The following is a 20,383-nucleotide window of genomic DNA, read 5'->3' on the forward strand; positions in this document are numbered from 1 at the left end:
GCGCCGGATCACCCGGCAGAGATCTGCTTCCCGCAGTTCGGGCAGAACTTCTCGGCGGGATGGTGCTCGGCTCCACAGCTCGCGCAGAAGTGGGGTTCGGTTGAAGTCGACGGTTGCGCGACGGCTATGCCCCCGGGCTGGACGGTGCCGGGCGTTTCCGGCGTGGGCGCCGGGGCAACCGGTGGCGCGGCCTGCGGAGGGAGGGTTCCGGCTTGCGGCCCGCCCACCGGGACCGGCCCGCCCGGGAACGGCTGGAACCCCGGGACCCCGGCTGGAGCGGGTCGACGCCGACGGCGTGTCAGCGCAACGAGGACGACACCGCCGCCCACGGCGAGCAGCAGCGCAATGCCACCCAAGAGGTACCACCGCGATTTCGAGGTTCCGGGCACCGACACATCACCGTACTTGGCCCGCAGATTGACCGCGTTGGTCTTCAGATCGGCCACGCCGGGATAATCGGGTGACATCGAGAGGGCCTGGTCGAAATCCTTGATCGCGTCGGTGTAGTGACCCGCGTAGTACGCGTCGAGTCCTTTGCGGTAGGACACGTCGGCCGGTCCGAGCGTCGCCTTGACGCCCTTGCCTGCCAGGATCGCGGCCAGGCCGTCCGCGGGTGCGATGAAGTTGAACGCCTGCGGTTCGCCGGTGGGGCCGAAGCTGTTCAGCCCGATCACTTTGCCGTTGAGCTCGATGGTCGGCCCGCCGCTCATCCCCGGGGATACCGCTGCATCGATCTCATACTCCGGGATGGTTCCCACGGAGGACTTTTTGCTGACCTTGCCGCTCTTGTTCGTCGGGTCCAGGGAGGGATCGGTGACACGCTCGGTGCTCCCCGGGAAACCCACGGCGAGAACCGAGGTGCCGATGTTGACGTCGGCGTCGGTGGCCAGCTCGGACGACGGCAGGTTGTGCTTCTCCACCTTCAGCAGGGCGACATCGCCCTTGTCGAGCGGCTTGAAGTCGACGACGTTCGCGGGCATCTTGCCGGCGACCTTCGTACCGCTGCCGTAGAGCAGCGTGATGCTGATCTCGGGGCCGCGGTCGGCGGTGGTTCCTTCAACGTGCGCGTTCGCACGCAGCCAGTCCACCGCTTGCTCAGGGTCCGCCGCCTCGGGCGAGTCCGGGAATTCGGCGATGTAGTCCGTGGCGGCATGTCGCAGGATCGCGTTCTTGGCCTCCTCCGGGTCGACGCAGTGGCCGGCGGTCGCCACCCAGCCGTCGGGATTCACGACGAAGGCCGTGCAGCCCCAGGCGGCGTCGAAGGCCCGGTTGGTGTTGGGTTCGCTGTAGTGCGGCAGTATCTTGCCGGTGGGCAGCCGGACCCACCCGGCGGCTTCGGCAGTGAAGTACATGACGGCGGGCCGTATCATGGCCGCCGCCCTTTCCTCCGGGTTGGTCTGCGGACGGCCGCCATCGGCGGATGCGATGCCTGGCGACCCAAGCAGCGAGAGGGCGGTAGCAGACAGCAACGCCAAGCTGCGGCTCGGCGGGCGCCTCCTGGTCAAGAGGCCGGCTCGGCGGGACATGATTTCTCCCTTCGCGGGTTCTTGACGTTGACGATCCGGCGCGCCGCGCCACGGGACTAGGGACCGAAGTCCCCGGGTGCCGGGTCATTGGTTCGTGAACTGCTACTAAATCTGAGGTGTCGGCAATACGCTGATCGCCATGGCAGTGCAGACGCGCGAACCCAACGTCGTTGTTCTCGGTGGCGGCTCCTGGGGAACCACGGTGGCCTCCATCTGTGCGCGCCGCGGACCGACGCTGCAATGGGTGCGCTCGGAGGAGACCGCCAAGGACATCAACGAGAACCACCGCAACAGCCGCTACCTCGGCAACGATGCGGTGCTCAGCGATACCCTGCGCGCCACCACCGACTTCGCCGAGGCGGCCAGCTGCGCCGACGTCGTGGTGATGGGCGTTCCCTCCCACGGGTTCCGGGGTGTGCTGACCGAGCTGGCCAAAGAGCTGCGGCCCTGGGTGCCGGTGGTGTCTCTGGTCAAGGGCCTCGAGCAGGGCACCAACATGCGGATGTCGCAGATCGTCGAGGAGCTGCTGCCGGGTCATCCGGCGGGAATCCTGGCGGGGCCGAACATCGCGCGCGAGGTCGGCGAGGGCTACGCCGCGGCGGCGGTGCTGGCCATGCCCGACCAGCATCTGGCGACCCGGCTGTCCGGGCTGTTCCGCACCCGGCGTTTCCGGGTGTACACCACCGACGACGTCGTCGGCGTGGAGATGTCCGGGGCGCTTAAGAACGTCTACGCCATCTCGGTGGGGATGGGCTACTCGCTGGGCATCGGGGAGAACACCCGGGCGCTGGTGATCGCCCGCGCGCTGCGCGAAATGACCAAGCTCGGCGTGGCCATGGGCGGCAATCCCGACACCTTCCCCGGCCTGGCCGGCCTGGGCGACCTCATCGTGACGTGCACCAGCCAGCGCAGCCGCAACCGGCACGTGGGTGAGCAACTGGGCGCCGGCAAGCCGATCGACGAGATCATCGCCTCGATGAACCAGGTCGCCGAGGGGGTCAAGGCCGCCAGCGTGATCATGGAGTTCGCCAACGAGTTCGGGCTGAGCATGCCGATCGCCCGCGAAGTCGATGCGGTGATCAACCACGGTTCGACCGTCGAAGAGGCCTATCGCGGCCTGATCGCCGAGGTGCCCGGCCACGAGGTGTACGGTTCGGGCTTCTGAGCTGGCCGTTCGGCGGCGCGGAATTTAAATCTTTGGATTCCATATGGGCTTGTCCCATCGGCTTGACCCGGCGTTTGCCAGCAAAATACGGTCGATCGGGCAGCCAGAGGTTCCCGGCCGCGGACCCATGGGCCCGGCCGGGTCGTAACTTGCTGTGCGCCAAGGTGTTACGTCGACGTAATACAGCGCCGCACGGGCGGGTATCGGAACCTCCCCCGCTAACTCCTAACGAGGGACGAGACCGATGCAGGACATCGAACAGCTCGGCAATCAACCTCAAGACCACGGCGCGCACGGGGGCAAGGACCGGGTGCGGTCGATCATCCGACATGACCTGCCTTCCTCGCTCGTCGTTTTCCTGGTTGCACTCCCGTTGTCATTGGGGATAGCGATCGCCTCCAACGCCCCGGTGCTCGCCGGGCTGATCGCCGCGATCGTCGGGGGCATCGTGGTGGGCGCCCTCGGCGGGTCACCGCTGCAGGTCAGCGGCCCGGCGGCCGGGCTGACCGTCGTCGTCGCCGACCTGGTCTCCGATTTCGGTTGGGGCGTAACATGTTTGGTCACCGTAGCCGCGGGCGGGCTGCAGGTGTTACTGGGACTCAGCCGCGTCGCACGGGCGGTTCTGGCGATCTCACCGGTGGTCGTGCACGCCATGCTGGCCGGCATCGGCATCACGATCGCGCTCCAGCAAGCCCATGTGTTGCTGGGCGGAAAATCCAAGAGCACGGCGTGGCACAACCTGATCGGGCTGCCGGGCCAGATCATCGGCGCGCACCGCCCCGGCGTCGTCCTCGGCGCCCTGGTGATCGTCATCCTCGTCGCGTGGCGGTGGGTTCCGGCCACGGTGCGCCGCATTCCGGGCCCGTTGGTCGCGATCGTGACCGTGACGCTGGTGTCGGTCGTCTTCCCGTTCGAGGTGCGCCGGATCGACCTCGAGGGCTCGCCGCTGGACGCGCTGCAGCTGCCCGACCTCCCGCACGGCAACTGGGGCGCGATCGCGATCGGAGTAATCACCGTCGCGCTCATCGCCAGCGTGGAGAGCCTGCTGTCGGCCGTCTCGGTCGACAGGATGCACCACGGGCCGCGCACCGACTTCAACCGGGAGTTGGTGGGACAGGGCGCCGCCAACATGGTCTCGGGTGCCGTCGGCGGATTGCCGGTCACCGGCGTGATCGTCCGCAGCTCGACCAATGTCAACGCGGGCGCAAAAACGCGGGCCTCGGCCCTGCTGCACGGCGTGTGGATCCTGCTGTTCACCATTCCATTCGCGGCGCTGGTCGAAGAGATCCCCACCGCCGCACTCGCGGGGCTGCTCATCGTCATCGGCATTCAGCTGCTCAAGCCGGCCCACATCGAAACCGCAATGAAGCACGGCGATCTCGCGGTGTACGTCGTGACCGCCGTCAGCGTCGTCTTTCTCAACCTGTTGCACGGCGTGATGATCGGCCTGGCGCTGGCCATCGCGTTGACCGGTTGGCGGGTGATCCGTGCCCGGGTCGAGGCCAAGCCGGTCGGCGACGAGTGGCAGGTGGTGATCGAGGGTGCGGCGTGCACGTTCCTGGCGCTCCCGCGGCTGACGCGGGTGCTGGCGTCGATCCCGAACGGAAGCGTTGTCACCGTGGAGGTTTCGGTGCACTACCTGGATCACGCGGCGCATCAGGCGGTCAGCGACTGGCAGCACCAGCACGAGGCCAACGGCGGCACGGTCCGAATCCTGGGCAGGCTGGAGACCGGCCACGCCGCTCGCCAGGATCCGGGCGAGCTGATCGAACCCGAAAGGCCCGAGGCGGCCGCCTGATTGGGCGCCGAGCTAGTCATAGCCCGAGAGGCCGAAGGTTTCGCTCGGCGCCCGGCCGCTGAGCTTCTGGACTATCCACTGGTTCATCGGCACGCCCTGCTCGATGGCTTCCAGCGCGAGGCGGGCATGCAGTTGCGGCGAGGTTCTGACGAGAAACTTCCCGCTGTAGCGGCGTTCGGAGAGCGATTCTGGCGGCAGCTCTCCGGTTGCTCACAGGGCTTCCACGTGCTCCTTGACGGCCTGCTCGATGGCGGCGACGGCCTGAGGCGCCGTGGGCGCTTCGCGCCTCATATAGGGCAATTCGATACACACGCCCAGGTATTCGTTGTAGTCGGGCAGCCACTGCGCGCGGTAGGTGTAGCGGTTCACGCGGGATTTGATAGCACGGGCGATATCAAATCCGGGAGTCACTCATCCCCAGCGGGGGCGGGGGCGGGGGGCGACGAGTGTTGGATGCCCGGGGGCCGTGCTCCGGCGGGCCCGGGTCTCCAGACCATGCGGCTCACTTCGAACTTGATAGCGCGGGCGATATCAAAATCGGCGACGCAAGCATCCTTAGGGAGAGCGCTAACCCCGCGCCATCGCCTCCAGCCGGCGGATGCGGTCCTCGATCGGCGGGTGCGTCGAGAAGAGCGACCCGATCCGCTCGCCCGCGCGGAATGGGTTGGCGATCATCAGGTGCGCCTGGCTGGCCAGCTGCGGCTCCGGCGGCAGCGGGGCCATCTGCACCCCGCCGGAGATCTTGCGCAGCGCCGAGGCCAGGGCCAACGGGTCGCCGGTCAGCACCGCGCCCGATTCGTCCGCCTGATACTCCCGAGACCGCGACACCGCCAACCGCACCACGGTCGCGGCGATCGGCCCCAGCAGCGAAACCAGCAGCAGCGCAAAGGGATTCTCGCCGTCCCGGTTACCGCCGAACATGCCGGCCCACATGGCCATGTTGGCCAGGGCGGTGATGATCGACGCCATCGCGCCGGCGACGCAGGAAATCAGGATGTCGCGGTTGTAGACGTGGGAGAGCTCGTGCCCGAGCACCGCGCGCAGCTCACGCTCGTCGAGGATGCCCAGGATGCCCGTGGTGCAGCAGACGGCGGCGTTGCGCGGGTTGCGGCCGGTCGCGAAGGCGTTCGGGGCGTTGGTGTCGCTGATGTAGAGCCGGGGCATCGGCTGGTGCGCGGCGGTGGCCAGCTCGCGCACGATCCGGTACATCACCGGCGCCTGCAGTTCGGACACCGGTTGTGCGTGCATGGCCCGCAGCGCGAGCTTGTCGCTGTTGTAGTACGTGTAGATGTTCATCCCGACGGCGAACAGCACCGCCAGGAACATGGCCGTCCTGCCGAACAGCGATCCGACAAACACGATCAACGCGGACATACCGACCAACAGGGCGAAGGTCTTCAGCCTGTTGGCATGGGGATGCCAGGTCATCGGTGTCCTCCTACGACACGAGTTCCGCTCAGTACATCCCATTCAACGCCCGAGGCGGGCCCCACGGTTCCGCGACGCGTCAGCCGTGTCGGCTGATGGTGTAGTCGACCAGCGTCTGCAGTGCGCGCCGGCCGGCCACGTCGGGCAAAAGGTCCAGCTCGTCGCGCGCCTGGCCCGCATATTCCGCCAGCGTCTGCTTGGCCCTCGCCATGCCGGCCGACGCCCGCAGCAGCGCGAGCGCCTCGGCCACCGCGTCGTCGTCGTCGATGGGACCCGCCAGCAGCTCGGCCAGCCGCGCCGCGTCGGGCCCCGGTTCGCGCAGGGCGTAGAGCATCGGCAGGGTCTGTACCCCTTCGCGCAGGTCCGTGCCGGGCAGCTTGCCCGACTCGTGCGAGTCGCTGTCGATGTCGATGATGTCGTCGGAGATCTGGAAGGCGGTGCCCACGATGCCGCCGAGACGGCTCAGCCGCTCGACCTGCTCGGCATCGGCGCCCGAGAACATGGCGCCGAACCGGCCCGCCGCGGCGATCAGGCAGGCGGTCTTCTCGTACACCACCTTCAGGTAGTGCTCGACGGGGTCCGCCCCCTCGGCGGCGCCCGTCAGGCCACGCGTCTCGCGCATCTGGCCCGTCACCAGCTGGGCGAACGTCTCGGCGATCAGCCGGACCGCCTCCGGCCCCAGCAGCGAGACCAGCCGCGACGCCGTGGCGAACAGGTAGTCGCCGGCCAGGATCGCGACGTTGTTCCCCCAGCGGACGTTCGCGGTGGGCGCCCCGCGGCGCACCTCCGCCTCGTCCATCACGTCGTCGTGGTAGAGCGTGGCCAGGTGCACCATCTCGATGACCGCGCCGGCGATGGTCACATCGTGCGCGTCGGGGTTCGGCCCGATCTGGGCGGACAGCACCGTGAACAAGGGCCGGAATCGCTTGCCGCCGGCCTTGAACAGGTGCGTCAGCGACTCGGTCATCACCTCGTCGGCGCTGCGCAGCTCGGTGTCCATCAGCTGCTCGATGCGCCCGACGCCGTCGCGCACGGTCGCCGCGAACGCGGCGTCGCCGAAGTCCACGCCCGCCACCACCGTCGCCGGAGTCCTCACGCGACCAACATACTGGTGGACATGAAGACCCGAGCCGACCTGGTGGTCGTCGGCGCCGGACCGGCCGGTTCCGCGGCCGCCGCCTGGGCCGCGCGCGCGGGCACCGACGTGCTGGTCATCGACTCCGCCAGCTTTCCCCGGGACAAGGCTTGCGGCGACGGGCTGACCCCGCGCGCGGTCGCGGAGTGCGAACGCCTCGGGCTGGGCGACTGGCTGGACACCCGCATCCGCCACCGGGGCCTGCGGATGAGCGGGTTCGGGGGCGAGGTGGAAGTCGGCTGGCCGGGGCCGTCATTCCCGTCGACCGGCAGCGCGGTGGCCCGACTCGAGTTGGACGACCGCATCCGCAAGGTCGCCGAGGATTCCGGCGCGCGAATGATGTTGGGAACGAAAGCCGTTGCGGTTCATCATGACTCGTCGAGGCGTGTGGTCTCGCTGACGTTGGCGGACGGCACGGAGGTGGGCTGCGGGCGGTTGATCGTGGCCGACGGGGCGCGGTCTTCGCTGGGCCGCAAGCTGGGCCGGCGTTGGCATCAGGAGACCGTGTACGGCGTCGCCGCCCGCGGATACCTGGCCACCGCGCGCGCCGACGACCCATGGCTGACGTCCCATCTCGAGCTGCGCGGACCCGACGGCTCCAAGGACAAGGTGCTGCCCGGCTACGGCTGGATCTTCCCGTTGGGCAACGGCGAGGTGAACATCGGCGTCGGGGCGTTGTCGACGTCCAAACGGCCGGCCGACCTGGCGCTGCGACCGTTGATCGAGTACTACACCGACCTGCGCCGCGACGAGTGGGGCTTCGAGGGCCCGCCGCGGGCCGTGTCGTCGGCGCTGCTGCCGATGGGTGGCGCCGTGTCCGGGGTGGCCGGACCCAATTGGATGCTGATCGGCGACGCCGCCGCCTGCGTCAATCCCCTGAACGGCGAGGGCATCGACTACGGCATGGAGACGGGGCGGCTGGCCGCCGAGCTGTTGGGCTGCCGTGGCCTGTCTCAAGACCTGTCGCAGGTGTGGCCGTCGCTGCTGCAGGAGCACTACGGCCGGGGGTTCTCGGTGGCGCGCCGGCTGGCCCTGTTGCTGACGTTCCAGCGGTTTCTGCCCGCGACCGGGCCGATCGCGATGCGGTCCCCGAGGTTGATGACGATCGCGGTGCGGGTGATGGCCAACCTGGTCACCGACGACGACGCCGACTGGGTGGCGCGGGCCTGGCGGGGCGCCGGACGGCTGTCCCGGCTGATCGATCGCCGGGCGCCGTTCAGCTGAAGGCCGTTGACCTGCGCGAACGGCGGGCCGGGCGGACAGCGGCCGTCGGCAATTTTCCGCACGGTTCAGGCGTGCGGTGTATAGTCCGGCTAATGAAGGGAACGAAGCTGGCTACTATCGGCGGCCTGGCCGCCGCCGCCATCGCGCTGGCCGCGCCCGCGCTGGCCTCGCCGCCGCCATCCAACGACTACGACGCGCCGTTCAAGAACACCGTCAACGGCTTCGGCATCTATCAGCCGCAGGACCAGTTGGCGTGGCTGGGCAAGATCACCTGCGACCGGATCGGCCGCGGCGTGGACGGCGACCCGTACAAGTCGGCCAATTTCATCCAGCGCAACCTGCCCCGGGGCACCACCCAGGGCCAGGCGTTCCAGTTCCTCGGCGCCGCGGTGGACCACTACTGCCCGGACCAGATCGGCTTCGTGCAGCGCGCCGGCACCCACTAGGTCCTTCTCAACGCAGGGTCTTGTAGCCCGCGTGTAAGGCAACGATCCCGCCGGTCAGGTTGCGCCACCGCACCGCGGCCCAACCGGCCCGGGATATCTCGCGCGCCAGGCCGGCCTGGTCGGGCCATGCCCTGATCGACTCGGCGAGGTAGACGTAGGCGTCGGGATTGCTCGACACCGCGCGCGCCACCCGGGGCAACGCCCGCATCAGGTACTCCTTGTAGACGGTGGCGAACAGCGCGTTGGTGGGCGTGGAGAATTCGCACACCACCAATCGGCCGCCCGGCCGCGTGACCCGCAGCATCTCGCGCAGCCCCGCCTGCGGATCGACGACGTTGCGCAACCCGAAACTGATTGTGACAGCGTCGAATACGTCATCGCCGAACGGCAGCCGGGTGGCATCGGCGGCGACTTTCGGCACGTGGCGTGCCGCGCCCGCCGCGAGCATGCCGACCGAGAAATCGGCCGCCGCACACCAGGCCCCCGACTTCTGCAGCTCGACGGTGGACACCGCGGTGCCCGCGGCCAGGTCCAACACCCTCTGGCCCGGCCCGATCGCCAGCGCCGACCGGGTGGCCTTGCGCCAGTACCGGTCCTGCCCCAGCGACAGCACGGTGTTGGTCACGTCATAGCGGCGGGCGACGCCGTCGAACATCGACGCTACGTCCCGGGGATTCTTGTCCAAGGCCGCGCGACTCATGACAGAGACGCTACCTCTCGGGAATTAGACGGCGACATCGGCGTTGCAACACTGCGTGACTGAAAAAGTGTGGTTCATCACCGGTACATCGCGCGGTTTCGGGCGGGCATGGACGATCGCGGCGCTGGAACGCGGCGACAAGGTGGCCGCGACGGCGCGCAACACGGCGTCACTCGACGACCTGGCCGAGCGCTACGACGCGCTGCTGCCGATCGAGTTGGACGTCACGGACCGAGACGCCGATTTCGCCGCGGTCAAGCGCGCCCACGACCACTTCGGCCACCTGGACATCGTCGTCAACAACGCCGGCTACGGGCAGTTCGGGTTCATCGAGGAACTCTCCGAACGGGACGCCCGCGATCAGATCGAGACGAACGTCTTTGGGGCGCTGTGGATCACCCAGGCCGCGCTGCCGTACCTGCGCGGGCAGGGCAGCGGGCACATCGTCCAGGTGTCCTCGATCGGGGGCATCACCGCGTTCCCCTTGGTCGGCATGTACCACGCGTCCAAGTGGGCGCTGGAAGGCTTTTCGCAGGCGCTGGCCCAGGAGGTCGCCCCGTTCGGGGTGCACGTCACGCTGATCGAGCCGGGCGGCTTCGACACCGACTGGGCCGGCGACTCGGCCAGGCACGCCGATCCGCTGCCGGCGTACGACGACGTGCGCGCGGCCGTGCAGGCCGAGCGCAGCAAGCGCTGGGCCAGCCCGGGCAACCCGGAGGCGTCCGCCGCAGCGCTGCTGAAGGTGGTCGACGCCGAAAAGCCACCGCTGCGAGCGTTTTTCGGTACGTCGCCGCTGGAAACGGCGAAGGCCGACTACGAGAGCCGGTTGCGCAGCTGGGAGGAATGGCAGCCCGTCGCCGAACTGGCGCAGGGCTGACCGTCAGCTCACTGGCCCTGCGCGTACCGCTTGGCGAACGCCCGCCGGCGGGCAAACGGCGACAGCACCGCCTCGTAGTGGCCGAGCAGCTCGTCGCAGATGACCGGCCAGCTACGGCCGAGCACGCTGCGCCGGGCGGCCAGTGCGTAACGCTGCCGTTCGTCGATCAAATGGGCGACGGCCGCGGGCAACTTCGACTCGAACTCGTCGACGCCCAGTAACAAACCGGTGCGCCACGGCGTGACGAGGTCACGTGGGCCGCCGGCGTCGGGGGCGATCACCGGCAACCCCGACGCCAGCGCTTCCTGCACGACTTGGCAAAACGTCTCGTGCTCGCCGGGATGCACGAAGACGTCCATGCTGGCATACGCCGCCGCGAGTTCGTCACCGTACAAAGCCCCGGTGAAAACCGCTGTGGGCATGGCCTTTTGCAACTTGGCGCGGTCGACACCGTCACCGACGATGACGAGTTGTATCCCGTCCCGCACCGCCAGCGGGATCAGCCGCTCGACGTGCTTCTCCGGCGCCAGCCGGCCGACGAAGCCGACGATCGGCTTGCCCTGCGGCGACCAGCGCCGCCGCAGCTCCTCGTCACGCGCCGACGGGGCGAACCGCAGCACGTCCACCCCCCGCGCCCAGTGGTGGACCCGCGGGAAACGATGTGCTACAAGAGATTCCATCGTCACGCTGGACGGCGCCAGGGTGCGGTCGGCGAGGCTGTGCAGATGGCGGAACCAGGCCCACGCGGCGCGTGACGTCATCGGGATGCCGTAGCTGGCCGCGAAACCCGGTACGTCCGTTTGATACACGGCGACCGTCGGCACGCCCAGCCACCGGGCCGCCTTCACCCCGCCGTAACCCAACAACGCCGGCGAGGCCAAATGCACGACGTGCGGGTCGAATCCGCGCAACACCTTCACCATCCGCGGCATCGGCACGCCGAGCGGCAACGTGGTCACCTTCGGGAACATCCGGGAGGGAACGCGATGCACGCGGATCCCGTCGTAAATCCGGTCCGCCGGGACCGCACCGGGAGGGGTGTCCGGGGCGATGACGAGGGCCTCGTGACCCGTCCGGCGCAGGTGCTCGAGAACCCGGATCACCGAGTTGCTGACACCGTTGACTTCCGGCAGGAACGATTCGGCGACGATGGCAACGCGCACAACACCACAGTGTCAGCGCCGACTTTCGGCAAGGTTGCCTACGGGCATACGTCGTGCGAAATCTGCTGGTCGGACGTCTCAGCACGCCGGTCCAGCAGCTTGTCCAGCACCGCCAGGCCGATCAGCAGGAGCGTCGCCGCCACCCAGCACACCACCGCGATCGAGCCCGCCGGGATGATCGCCAGCCCCGCGTTGCGGTGCTGCACGCGAACCAGATTGGGGTCGTTCTTGTTGTACTCGACGTAGATGCGCATGCCCGTGGCCAGATGCGACGGGTACAGCACGCCGAGTTCCGGACGATACGTGACCCGTTCGGGTGTGACGAATTCGATGGTGGAGCGGCGCGGACCGGCGCTGAGCACCTCGGCCTGCGCCACCCCCATGTTGTGTTGAATCGCAAGGTCGTTGCGCCAGGCGCCGGCGACCAGCAGGACCGACTGCAGCGTGACCAAGGCCGTCACGATGAGCACCGCGACGCGGGCCCAGCGCAACGCAATCCTGGAGCGCGTGCTCGGCGGCCGGTCACTGCGGCCGTGAATCAGGATGTGCAGCAATCTCTTCGCGTAGTTCACCGGGCCCTCACAGGGCCGCCTTGATCGCGGCGTGCAACTGCCGCAGCGACGAGCGGTCGGCCTTGACCTCGAGCACCCGCATGCCGGCCGCGGGCTCGTCGAGGGCGGCGCCGAGCTGGTCAACCTCGATCTGCCGGCTCTCGACGTGATAGGCGCGGCACAGGGCCCCCACGTCGACGTCGTGCGGTGTGCCGAAGACCCGCGACGACACGTCGGAGAACCGCGGGTCGCCCTGCTCGAGCAGTTCGAAGATGCCGCCGCCGTTGTCGTTGGAGACCACGATGGTCAGCCCGTGCGGTGTGGGCTCGGTCGGGCCGATCAGCAGCCCGGAGCTGTCGTGCACGAACGTCAGGTCGCCGATCAGCGCGACGGTGCGCCCCTCGTGGGCCAGGGCGGCCCCGATCGCGGTGGAGACGGTGCCGTCGATGCCGGCGACCCCGCGGTTGGAGCGCACCCGGATGCCGTGGGTGTCCAGGCCGACCAGCGCGGCGTCGCGGACCGGATTGGACGCCCCCAGCACCAGCTGGTCGCCGGGCCGCAGCGCGTCGGCCACGGCCGCCGCGACGTGCAGGCCCGTGGTGAGCGGGTGCGCCCGGAGTTGGCCGCGCACCGCGTCGTTGGCGTGCCTGTTGACCTCCGCGCAGCGCTGCAGCCAGGCCGGATTCGGGGTGCCGGTGGTGACCGCCCGGGTGCCGGTGGCCTGCGAGTTGCCCGAGACGTCCGGCCAGCGCGGCCCGGTGGTCAACGCGTAGACCGGCACCTTCGGGTCGGCCAGCAGCGCCGACACCGGCCGGTGCAAGGTAGGGCGGCCGAGCATGATCACTTGTTTGGGGCGCAGCAGCGGCAGGGCCAGCGGGTGCAGCGGGTTGGCGGGGGCCGGGGCCGTCGGCTCGGCGACGGTCGGCAACTCCGCGAGGTTGGGCTGCGCGCCGGCGCCGTGGCCGGCGATGACGACCGTGTCGGGCGTCAGGTCGATGTCCAGCGGCTGGTCGAACGTGACCGGCGGCGTGTAGGTCCACGGCCGCCCGCCGGCCCGTCCCTGCGGGACGGCGGCGCCGTGCGGCTCGGGATCGGGCACCAGCGGTTCGCGCAGCGGGATGTCGAACTGCACGGGGCCGGCGTTGGCGGTGCGAGATCCCGTGGCGGCCGCCAGGACCCGGCAGGTGGCCGATCGCCAGGTGGCGTTGAGGGCGTCCAGCCGTTCGGGGGCGTCCTCGGCCAGGCCGAGGCTGATGGCCGCGCGGACCTGGGTGCCGAAGTAGCCCAGCTGCTCCATGGTCTGGTTGGCCCCGGTGCCCAGCATTTCGTAGGGCCGGTTGGCCGACAGCACGATCAGCGGCACCCGCGCGTAGTTGGCTTCCACGACGGCCGGGCCGAGGTTGGCCACGGCGGTGCCCGACGTCATCGCGACACACACCGGGGCGCCGGCCGCGATCGCCAGCCCGATGGCCAGGTAGCCGGCGGTCCGCTCGTCGATGCGGACGTGCAGCCGGATCCGCCCGGACCGGTCGGCGTCGGCCAGCGCGAACGCCAGCGGCGCGTTTCGCGACCCGGGGCACAACACCACGTCACGGACGCCGCCACGGATCAGCTCGTCGACGACGACGCGGGCCTGTGTCGTCGAGGGGTTCACCAGTACAGCCTGTCACAACCCGAAAGAACTAGTTGCTGGCGAAGAACTTCAGCGCCGCCTCGTTGACCGCATCCGGGCGCTCGAAAAACCCGAGATGGCCGGCGTCGGCGATCTGCAGGTAGCGGCCGTTGGGCAGCGCGTCGGCGACCTCTCGGCCCAGATAGGGCGGCGTCAAGACGTCGTCGGAGAAGCCGATCACCAGCACCGGCGTCGCGATGCTGCGGTAGGCCGGCAACCGGTTGGTGTACGGCGCGACGTCCAGCTGACAACGCATCCCCGGGGTGGACTTGACCGGCCACATGGAGAACATCGCGATCCAGTCCGCGACCGCGACGTCGTCGTTCAGCGTTTTATGCGAAAAGTTTTCCAGCAGACGGATTTTCGCCTCGTACGAGCTCGGCACCTGGACGCCGGCGTCGGCCAGTTCGGCCTCGGCGTCGCGGAAGAACTCGCGGGTCTTGTCCATGCGGCCCCGGGTGCCCATCAACACCGCCGAGCTGACGAGCTCGGGCCGGGCGAGCATGAGTTCCTGGGCGATGAACGCACCCATCGACATCCCGACGACGCGGGCCGGGGCGGCGCCGAGCCCCTCGATCAGCGCCGCGGTGTCGGCCACCATGGTCTGCGTCGTGAATCCCTGGGCGTTCTCGGTGGCGCCGATCCCGCGGTTGTCGAACGTGATGACGCGGTATCCGGCCGCCAGGAACGCGGGAACCTGGTACGGGTGCCAGGTCCGGCCGGCGCCGCCATGGCCGCTGATGAAGACCACGGGCTCGCCCGAGCCGCGGTCGTCGTAAGCCAGGTTGATCACTCCAACGACGGTACAAGCAGCGCGTGGCAGGCCTTGACCCGGTCGATCCACCACTGCCGCCGCTGCGCGGGCGCCGCCAGGGCGCGCAGCCGCGCCGGATCGGGCGTGACCTGGCCGACCGGCAGGGTGCCGTCCGTGGGCGGGGCGACGGCGGCCACGTCTTCCACGAACAGCCCACCGGTACCCAGGCCGCAGGCATGGTCCAACTCCGGCAGGGCCGCCGCGGCGGCCAGCCCGGCGGCGATTCCCACCGCCGAGTCGATCGCGCTGGAGACCACGACCGGGATGTCGATCTGCGCGGCGATCGCCAGCATGGCCGAAATGCCGCCCAGCGGGGCCACTTTCAGCACGGCGATGTCGGCGGCGCGGGCGCGGACCACGGCCAGCGGGTCGTCGGCCTTGCGGATGCTTTCGTCGGCGGCGATCGGAACGTCCGGCAGGTCCGGCCGCCGGCGCAGCTCCGCGAGTTCCTCGACGGTCGCGCACGGCTGTTCGAGGTATTCCAGCGGGCCGTCGGCGGTCAGGGCGGCCGCCGCCCGCACCGCCTGCTCCACGCTCCACCCGCCGTTGGCGTCCACCCGCACCGTCGGCACGCGTCGACGCACGGCGTTGACCCGCGCGACGTCGTCGGCCAGCGTCTGACCGGGTTCTGCGACCTTCACCTTGGCCGTGCGGGCCCCCGGGAACCGGGCCAGCACCTCGTCCACCCGGGCGGCCTCGACGGCCGGCACGGTGGCGTTGATCGGGATGCGGTCGCGCCGCGGCGGCGGCGGGCGGCGGTAGGCGGACTCAATGGCCGACGCCAGCCAGTGCGCGGCCTCGGGCGGCGCGTATTCCGGGAAGGCACCGAACTCCCCCCAGCCAGCGGGTCCCTCGATCAGGGCGACCTCGCGGGTGGTGATGCCGCGGAACCGCACCCGCATCGGCAGCGCGACCACGTGCAGGCGGTCGAGCAGGTCCGTCAGGGACGGCGTCACTCGCCGTGGACCCGGCGGCCCGCCAGATAGGTCGCGCGCACCTGCAGGTCGGCGATCTCCTCGGGCGGCACCGTCCGCGGGTCGGCGGACAGCACCACCAGGTCGGCGTACTTGCCGACCTCCAGCGAGCCGGTCACGTCGTCGGCGAACAACTGCCAGGCCGCGTCGATGGTCTGCGCGCGGATCGCCTGCTCGACGGTCAACCGTTCCTCGGGTGCCAGCACCCGGCCGCTGGGCGCCGTGCGGGTCACGGCGACGCTGATGTTGCGCAGCGGCTCCTCGGGCGTGACCGGGGGGTCGTTGTGCAGGGAGATGCGCATTCCGGTGGCCACCGCGGAACCGGCCGGCATCCAATGGGATCCGCGCTCGGGCCCGAACAGGCCGTCGACGATGATGTCGCCCCAGTAGTGGATCTGGTCGACGAAGATGCTGCAGGTGACCCCGAGGTCGGCGGCGCGTTGCAGCTGTTCGGGGCGGATCGCGCCGACGTGCTCGAGGCGCAGCCGGTGGTCGGGGCGCGGGTGGCGGCGCAGCGCTTCCTCGTAGACGTCGAGGATCAGGTCCACACCGGCGTCGCCCTGCACGTGGCAGGCCATCGGCCAGCCCAGCGGGAAGTAGGCGCCGACGATCTCGGCCAGCTGCTCGCGGGTGTAGTTGGCGTGGCCGCAGGAGCCGGGCGGCACCCCGATGGTGCGGGTGGCCTCGGTGTCCAGGTACGGGAAGGACAGGGCGATGTTGCCCACCCACGGCGAACCGTCCACCCAGATCTTGATGCCGACCTGGCGCAGCATGTCGTCGCCCTGGCCCGGGGTGGCGTCGGTGCGCATCTGCGGGTTGGAGATCTCGTACGTGCGCAGCCGGACGGTCAACTCGTCGCGCAGCTGCTCGACCAGCGGCCCGAACGTCGGGTCGAAGGCCATCTCCGAGCAGGTGGTCAGCCCGGCGCGGTTGAGCCGGGCGCATTCGGCGCGCAGCATCGCCGGGAAGTCGCTCGGTGCGATGGCGCCGGCCAGCAGCGGGAACACCGCGCCGGTCTCCTCGGCGGTGCCGTCCAGATCGCCGTGGGCGTCGCGGCCGAAGCGGGCCCCCTTGGGATCCGGGGTGTCGCGGTCGAGGCCGACGCGCCGGGCCGCGTGGGAGTTGAAGAAGGCCTTGTGCCCGGAATTGTGGATGATGATCAGCGGCCCGTCCGGCGCGATGTCGTCGAGCCAGGCCAGCGTCGGCCGGGGCAACCCGTGCTGCAGCAGCGGATCCCAGCCGTTCAGGTAGGCGCCGGCCGCTCCCCTGGCGGCGACCTCACGTCGCACCGCGGCGACGACGTCGTCGGCATTGGGCAGCGTGACCGGCCGGATGTCGACGATCCGGTCCGACAGCGCCAGCGCCTCCATCAGCGGATGGCCGTGCGCCTCAACGAATCCCGGCATGACACAGCCGTCGCCGATGTCGACGGTTTGAGTCTCGGGACCGATGTATGCATCGACGTCCGACCGGCTCCCCACGGCGACAATGCGCCCGTCGGCGACGGCGAGCGCCTCGGCGGTGGGGCGCGACTCGTCGACGGTGAGAACGGTTCCGATGACGACGAGATCTGCGGCGACCATGCGCAGGAATGCTAGTGGGTCAAGGGGGCGGCTGACGCGAATTGCAACACGTTCTAGTCTTGGCCCATGAGTGACGAGTTGCTACGCCATCCGATTCATTCCGGACACCTGACAGTCGGTGCGCTCAAGCGCAACAAGGACAAGCCGGTGCTGCATCTCGGTGACACCACGCTGACCGGTGGACAGCTCGCCGAGCGCATCAGCCAGTACATCCAGGCGTTCGAGGCGCTCGGCGCGGGTACCGGAGCGACCGTCGGGCTGCTGTCGCTGAACCGGCCCGAGGTGCTGATGATCATCGGCGCCGGCCAGACCCAGGGTTACCGGCGCGTGGCGCTGCACCCGCTGGGCTCCCTGGACGACCACGCCTACGTGCTGGGCGACGCCGGCGTGACGTCGCTGATCATCGACCCCAACCCGATGTTCGTCGAGCGGGCGCTGGGCCTGCTGGAGAAGGTGCCCGGCCTCAAGCAGGTCCTGACCATCGGCCCGGTCCCCGAAGCGCTCGCCGACTCCGCGGTGGACCTGGTGGCCGAGGCCGCCAAGTATGCGCCGAAACCGTTGGTGGCGGCCGACCTCCCGCCCGATCACATCGGCGGCATGGCCTACACCGGCGGCACCACCGGCAAGCCCAAGGGTGTGCTGGGCACCGCGCAGTCGATCACCACGATGACCACGATCCAGCTCGCCGAGTGGGAGTGGCCGGAGAACCCACGCTTTTTGATGTGCACCCCGCTGTCGCATGCCGGGGCGGCGTTCTTCGTGCCGACGATCATCAAGGGCGGCGAGCTGGTGGTGCTGACCAAGTTCGATCCCGCAGAGGTGCTCCGGGTGATCGAGGAGCAGAAGATCACCGCGACCATGCTGGTGCCGTCGATGATCTACGCGCTGATGGACCACCCGGATTCGCACACCCGCGACCTGTCCTCGCTGGAGACCGTCTACTACGGCGCCTCGGCGATGAACCCGGTGCGGCTGGCCGAGGCGATCCGCCGCTTCGGACCGATCTTCGCCCAGTACTACGGGCAGTCCGAGGCCCCGATGGTGATCTCGTATCTGGCCAAGAAGGACCACGACGAGAAGCGGCTCACCTCGTGCGGGCGGCCCACCCTGTTCGCCCGCACGGCACTGCTGGACGCCGACGGCAACCCGGTGCCACAGGGCGAGGTCGGCGAGATCTGCGTGTCCGGGCCGCTGCTTTCCGGCGGCTACTGGAACCTGCCCGAGGAGACGGCCAAGACGTTCAAGGACGGCTGGCTGCACACCGGCGACATGGCCCGCGAGGACGAGGACGGCTTCTGGTTCATCGTCGACCGGGTCAAGGACATGATCGTCACCGGCGGGTTCAACGTGTTCCCGCGCGAGGTCGAGGACGTCGTCGCCGAGCACCCGGCCGTGGCGCAGGTGTGTGTGATCGGCACGCCGGACGAGAAGTGGGGCGAAGCCGTCACCGCGGTGATCGTGCTGCGACCCGACCATCCCTCCGACGAGGACTCGGTGGCAAAGGTGACCGTCGAGATCCAGTCGGCGGTCAAGGAGCGCAAGGGTTCGGTGCAATCGCCCAAGCAGGTGATCGTCGTCGAGTCGGTGCCGGTGACCGCGCTGGGCAAGCCGGACAAGAAGGCCGTGCGGGCGCGGTTCTGGGAGGGCGCCGGCCGCGCGGTCGGCTAGGTCGCCAGCCGCCTCGATGCCGAGCGTGAAACTACCTTCACGCTCGTCCCCGAGCGTGAAGTTGGTTTCACGTTCGACGGGGAGATCGGGCCAGAGAAGCGCGAGTGCCCGGCTAGACCGCGATGCCCGCGACCAGCAGGTCGAGCATGCGACCGGTCTGCTCCGCCGAGCCGCTGGCCAGGAAGATGCCGATCAGGCTGGACACCACATCGTCGGCCCGCACGTCGGGACGCAGGCTGCCGTCGTCGGCGCCGGCCCGCAACAGCGTGTCGACGGCGCCGACGATGCTGTCCCGAGTCTGGCTGGGCTGCATGGCACCGGAGTCGAAGATCGCGTGCAACGACTCGGCCATGCCGCGCTTGGCGGTCACGAAGGCGGCGTAACGGTCCATCCAGTTGCGCAGCGCGGTCTTGGGTGGGTACCGCCCGAGCAGCCGTTCGGCCGCCGCGGCCACCTCGGCGAGCTCGGCGCGGTAGATGGCCTCGACCAGCGCCTCCCGGTTCGGGAAATGGCGGTAGAGCGTGCCGATCCCGACACCGGCCTCGCGCGCGATCGCCTCGAGCGACACCGGCCCGCCGCGCGAGAACGCCGCCGTCGCCGCCTCGAGCAGCCGCTCGCGGTTACGGCGCGCGTCGGATCGGATCTCGGCCAAAGCGGAGGAACCTCCGTTTCTCCTACGCTCAGATAAGCGGAGGTCCCTCCGCATCTTCTCCAGTGTGGCACGAGGGAGCACGATGACGGACAAACCCCAACCCGGCGGTCTCGGCGACATCGGCGGGTCGACCGTCGCCCGCCTGGGCTACGGAGCGATGCAGCTGTTCGAGGCCCCACCCGAGGACGCCGCCGGCGTCTTGCGCCGCGCGGTCGAACTCGGCGTCAACCACATCGACACCGCGTCGTTCTACGGCCCGGGCGAGGTGAACCGCCGGATCCGCTCGGCGCTGGCGCCCTACCCCGACGAACTAATCATCGTCAGCAAGGTCGGCGCGCGATACACCGGCGCACAGCCGATCCCCCTGGCCGCCGCCCAGAAGCCGGCGGAGCTGCGCGCCGCAGTCGAAGACGACCTGCGCCAGCTCGGCCTCGAGCGCATCCCGGTGGTCAATCTGCGGCGCATGGACCTCGGGCCCGGCGTGGCCGCCGAGCGCGACCAGGCCGTCGACCTCGACGACCAGCTCGCCGAAATGATCGCGCTGCGCGACGAGGGCAAGATCGGCGGCATCGGCATCAGCGCCGTGCCGCTCGACGTGGTGCGGCGGGCGTTGCCGGCCGGCATCGTCTGTGTGCAGAACGCCTACAGCGTGCTCGACCGTTCGCAGGAGGACACGCTGCAGCTGTGCGCGGCCGAGGGCATCGCGTGGGTGCCCTACTTCCCGCTGGGATCGTCGTTCCCGGGCTTCCCGAAGGTCGCCGACGATCCGGTGGTGGCCGCGATCGCCGGCGAGCTCGGCGTGACGGGCGCCCAGGTCGGCCTGGCCTGGCTGCTGGCCCATGCGCCGAACGCGCTGCTGATTCCGGGCACGCGGTCGGTCGCGCACCTGCGGGAGAATCTCGGCGCGGCCGATGTCACCCTCGGCGCCGAAGCCCTGGACAGGCTGGACGCCGTCGGCGCCACCGAGCCCCAGCCCGAGGGGGTCGAGCCGGTCCAGCGGTAACGTC

The 20,383-nt window shown here is 69.7% G+C and carries 18 protein-coding genes and 1 pseudogene; 7 read left to right on the top strand and 12 right to left on the bottom strand.

Annotation, left to right across the window (positions count from 1 at the left end):
* Window positions 1-8: 8 nt before the first annotated feature.
* Window positions 9-1,352 (bottom strand): trypsin-like peptidase domain-containing protein, encoded by a 1,344-nt coding sequence (locus U8D42_RS18325; RefSeq protein WP_322858695.1) that lies wholly within the window; start codon window positions 1,350-1,352, stop codon window positions 9-11.
* Window positions 1,353-1,665: 313 nt separating this feature from the next.
* Between U8D42_RS18325 and U8D42_RS18330 the strand changes: the two genes are divergently transcribed.
* Window positions 1,666-2,691: an NAD(P)H-dependent glycerol-3-phosphate dehydrogenase gene (locus U8D42_RS18330; protein ID WP_322858694.1), complete on the top strand. Its 1,026-nt coding sequence runs from the start codon at window positions 1,666-1,668 to the stop codon at window positions 2,689-2,691.
* 244 nt (window positions 2,692-2,935) lie between these two features.
* Window positions 2,936-4,489 carry a SulP family inorganic anion transporter gene (locus tag U8D42_RS18335; RefSeq protein ID WP_322858693.1) on the top strand — a complete coding sequence of 518 codons (1,554 nt, stop codon included), beginning with the start codon at window positions 2,936-2,938 and terminating at the stop codon, window positions 4,487-4,489.
* A 12-nt stretch (window positions 4,490-4,501) separates the two neighbouring features.
* Here the strand turns inward: U8D42_RS18335 and U8D42_RS29390 are convergent.
* From U8D42_RS29390 to grcC1, 3 genes and pseudogenes are all read right to left on the bottom strand, one after another.
* Window positions 4,502-4,858 (bottom strand): annotated as a pseudogene (locus U8D42_RS29390) (type II toxin-antitoxin system HicB family antitoxin).
* Window positions 4,859-5,056: 198 nt separating this feature from the next.
* Window positions 5,057-5,917: a zinc metalloprotease HtpX gene (htpX, locus tag U8D42_RS18350; protein WP_322858691.1), complete on the bottom strand. Its 861-nt coding sequence runs from the start codon at window positions 5,915-5,917 to the stop codon at window positions 5,057-5,059.
* 79 nt (window positions 5,918-5,996) lie between these two features.
* A complete protein-coding gene (gene grcC1, locus U8D42_RS18355; protein WP_085240897.1) occupies window positions 5,997-7,013 on the bottom strand; it encodes a nonaprenyl/(2E,6E)-farnesyl/geranylgeranyl diphosphat synthase in 1,017 nt (338 codons plus the stop codon).
* Between the two features lie 21 nt (window positions 7,014-7,034).
* Between grcC1 and menJ the strand changes: the two genes are divergently transcribed.
* Both menJ and U8D42_RS18365 read left to right on the top strand, forming a co-directional pair.
* Window positions 7,035-8,276, top strand: a complete 1,242-nt coding sequence (gene menJ / locus U8D42_RS18360) for a menaquinone reductase (protein ID WP_322858690.1) — start codon at window positions 7,035-7,037, stop codon at window positions 8,274-8,276.
* Window positions 8,277-8,368: 92 nt separating this feature from the next.
* Window positions 8,369-8,722 (top strand): DUF732 domain-containing protein, encoded by a 354-nt coding sequence (locus U8D42_RS18365; protein WP_085240896.1) that lies wholly within the window; start codon window positions 8,369-8,371, stop codon window positions 8,720-8,722.
* Window positions 8,723-8,729: 7 nt separating this feature from the next.
* Here U8D42_RS18365 and U8D42_RS18370 read toward each other — a convergent pair whose 3' ends face one another.
* Entirely contained in the window at window positions 8,730-9,422 is a 693-nt protein-coding gene (locus tag U8D42_RS18370) for a demethylmenaquinone methyltransferase (protein ID WP_322858689.1), read from the bottom strand.
* 55 nt (window positions 9,423-9,477) lie between these two features.
* On the opposite strand from U8D42_RS18370, the gene U8D42_RS18375 reads away from it, so the two are divergent.
* Window positions 9,478-10,299 carry an SDR family oxidoreductase gene (locus tag U8D42_RS18375; protein ID WP_322858688.1) on the top strand — a complete coding sequence of 274 codons (822 nt, stop codon included), beginning with the start codon at window positions 9,478-9,480 and terminating at the stop codon, window positions 10,297-10,299.
* 8 nt (window positions 10,300-10,307) lie between these two features.
* Here the strand turns inward: U8D42_RS18375 and U8D42_RS18380 are convergent, their stop codons facing one another.
* Genes U8D42_RS18380 through U8D42_RS18405 form a run of 6 tightly spaced genes read right to left on the bottom strand, consistent with a single transcriptional unit; the run spans window position 10,308 to window position 17,056 of the window.
* Window positions 10,308-11,462 (bottom strand): glycosyltransferase family 4 protein, encoded by a 1,155-nt coding sequence (locus U8D42_RS18380; protein ID WP_322858687.1) that lies wholly within the window; start codon window positions 11,460-11,462, stop codon window positions 10,308-10,310.
* Window positions 11,463-11,500: 38 nt separating this feature from the next.
* Window positions 11,501-12,034, bottom strand: a complete 534-nt coding sequence (locus tag U8D42_RS18385) for a DUF3592 domain-containing protein (protein WP_322858686.1) — start codon at window positions 12,032-12,034, stop codon at window positions 11,501-11,503.
* A 7-nt stretch (window positions 12,035-12,041) separates the two neighbouring features.
* On the bottom strand, window positions 12,042-13,667 hold the full coding sequence (gene menD / locus U8D42_RS18390) for a 2-succinyl-5-enolpyruvyl-6-hydroxy-3-cyclohexene-1-carboxylic-acid synthase (protein WP_322858685.1): 1,626 nt from the start codon (window positions 13,665-13,667) through the stop codon (window positions 12,042-12,044).
* A gap of 28 nt (window positions 13,668-13,695) precedes the next feature.
* Entirely contained in the window at window positions 13,696-14,478 is a 783-nt protein-coding gene (locus U8D42_RS18395; protein ID WP_085240891.1) for an alpha/beta fold hydrolase, read from the bottom strand.
* Window positions 14,475-15,401 (bottom strand): o-succinylbenzoate synthase, encoded by a 927-nt coding sequence (locus U8D42_RS18400; protein ID WP_348636979.1) that lies wholly within the window; start codon window positions 15,399-15,401, stop codon window positions 14,475-14,477. The genes U8D42_RS18395 and U8D42_RS18400 overlap by 4 nt, the downstream gene beginning before the upstream one ends.
* A 50-nt stretch (window positions 15,402-15,451) precedes the next feature.
* Window positions 15,452-17,056 carry an amidohydrolase gene (locus tag U8D42_RS18405; protein ID WP_322858683.1) on the bottom strand — a complete coding sequence of 535 codons (1,605 nt, stop codon included), beginning with the start codon at window positions 17,054-17,056 and terminating at the stop codon, window positions 15,452-15,454.
* A 66-nt stretch (window positions 17,057-17,122) separates the two neighbouring features.
* On the opposite strand from U8D42_RS18405, the gene fadD8 reads away from it, so the two are divergent.
* Window positions 17,123-18,724 carry a fatty-acid--CoA ligase FadD8 gene (gene fadD8, locus U8D42_RS18410; protein ID WP_322858682.1) on the top strand — a complete coding sequence of 534 codons (1,602 nt, stop codon included), beginning with the start codon at window positions 17,123-17,125 and terminating at the stop codon, window positions 18,722-18,724.
* A gap of 112 nt (window positions 18,725-18,836) precedes the next feature.
* Here fadD8 and U8D42_RS18415 read toward each other — a convergent pair whose 3' ends face one another.
* Window positions 18,837-19,376, bottom strand: a complete 540-nt coding sequence (locus U8D42_RS18415; protein ID WP_322858681.1) for a TetR/AcrR family transcriptional regulator — start codon at window positions 19,374-19,376, stop codon at window positions 18,837-18,839.
* 82 nt (window positions 19,377-19,458) lie between these two features.
* On the opposite strand from U8D42_RS18415, the gene U8D42_RS18420 reads away from it, so the two are divergent.
* On the top strand, window positions 19,459-20,379 hold the full coding sequence (locus tag U8D42_RS18420; RefSeq protein WP_322858680.1) for an aldo/keto reductase: 921 nt from the start codon (window positions 19,459-19,461) through the stop codon (window positions 20,377-20,379).
* Window positions 20,380-20,383: the final 4 nt, after the last annotated feature.

The sequence above is a fragment of the Mycobacterium europaeum genome (assembly GCF_034555895.2).
In the GTDB taxonomy this organism is placed as follows: domain Bacteria; phylum Actinomycetota; class Actinomycetes; order Mycobacteriales; family Mycobacteriaceae; genus Mycobacterium; species Mycobacterium europaeum.

What these genes read in the sequence shown, in the direction of transcription:
- U8D42_RS18325 (WP_322858695.1), bottom strand. Translation starts at nt 1,352, where the DNA reads ATGTACTTCACTGCCGAAGCCGCCGGGTGGGTCCGGCTGCCCACCGGC.
- U8D42_RS18330 (WP_322858694.1), top strand. Translation starts at nt 1,666, where the DNA reads ATGGCAGTGCAGACGCGCGAACCCAACGTCGTTGTTCTCGGTGGCGGC.
- U8D42_RS18335 (WP_322858693.1), top strand. Translation starts at nt 2,936, where the DNA reads ATGCAGGACATCGAACAGCTCGGCAATCAACCTCAAGACCACGGCGCG.
- htpX (WP_322858691.1), bottom strand. Translation starts at nt 5,917, where the DNA reads ATGACCTGGCATCCCCATGCCAACAGGCTGAAGACCTTCGCCCTGTTG.
- menJ (WP_322858690.1), top strand. Translation starts at nt 7,035, where the DNA reads ATGAAGACCCGAGCCGACCTGGTGGTCGTCGGCGCCGGACCGGCCGGT.
- U8D42_RS18365 (WP_085240896.1), top strand. Translation starts at nt 8,369, where the DNA reads ATGAAGGGAACGAAGCTGGCTACTATCGGCGGCCTGGCCGCCGCCGCC.
- U8D42_RS18370 (WP_322858689.1), bottom strand. Translation starts at nt 9,422, where the DNA reads ATGAGTCGCGCGGCCTTGGACAAGAATCCCCGGGACGTAGCGTCGATG.
- U8D42_RS18400 (WP_348636979.1), bottom strand. Translation starts at nt 15,401, where the DNA reads ATGCGGGTGCGGTTCCGCGGCATCACCACCCGCGAGGTCGCCCTGATC.
- U8D42_RS18405 (WP_322858683.1), bottom strand. Translation starts at nt 17,056, where the DNA reads ATGGTCGCCGCAGATCTCGTCGTCATCGGAACCGTTCTCACCGTCGAC.
- fadD8 (WP_322858682.1), top strand. Translation starts at nt 17,123, where the DNA reads ATGAGTGACGAGTTGCTACGCCATCCGATTCATTCCGGACACCTGACA.
- U8D42_RS18420 (WP_322858680.1), top strand. Translation starts at nt 19,459, where the DNA reads ATGACGGACAAACCCCAACCCGGCGGTCTCGGCGACATCGGCGGGTCG.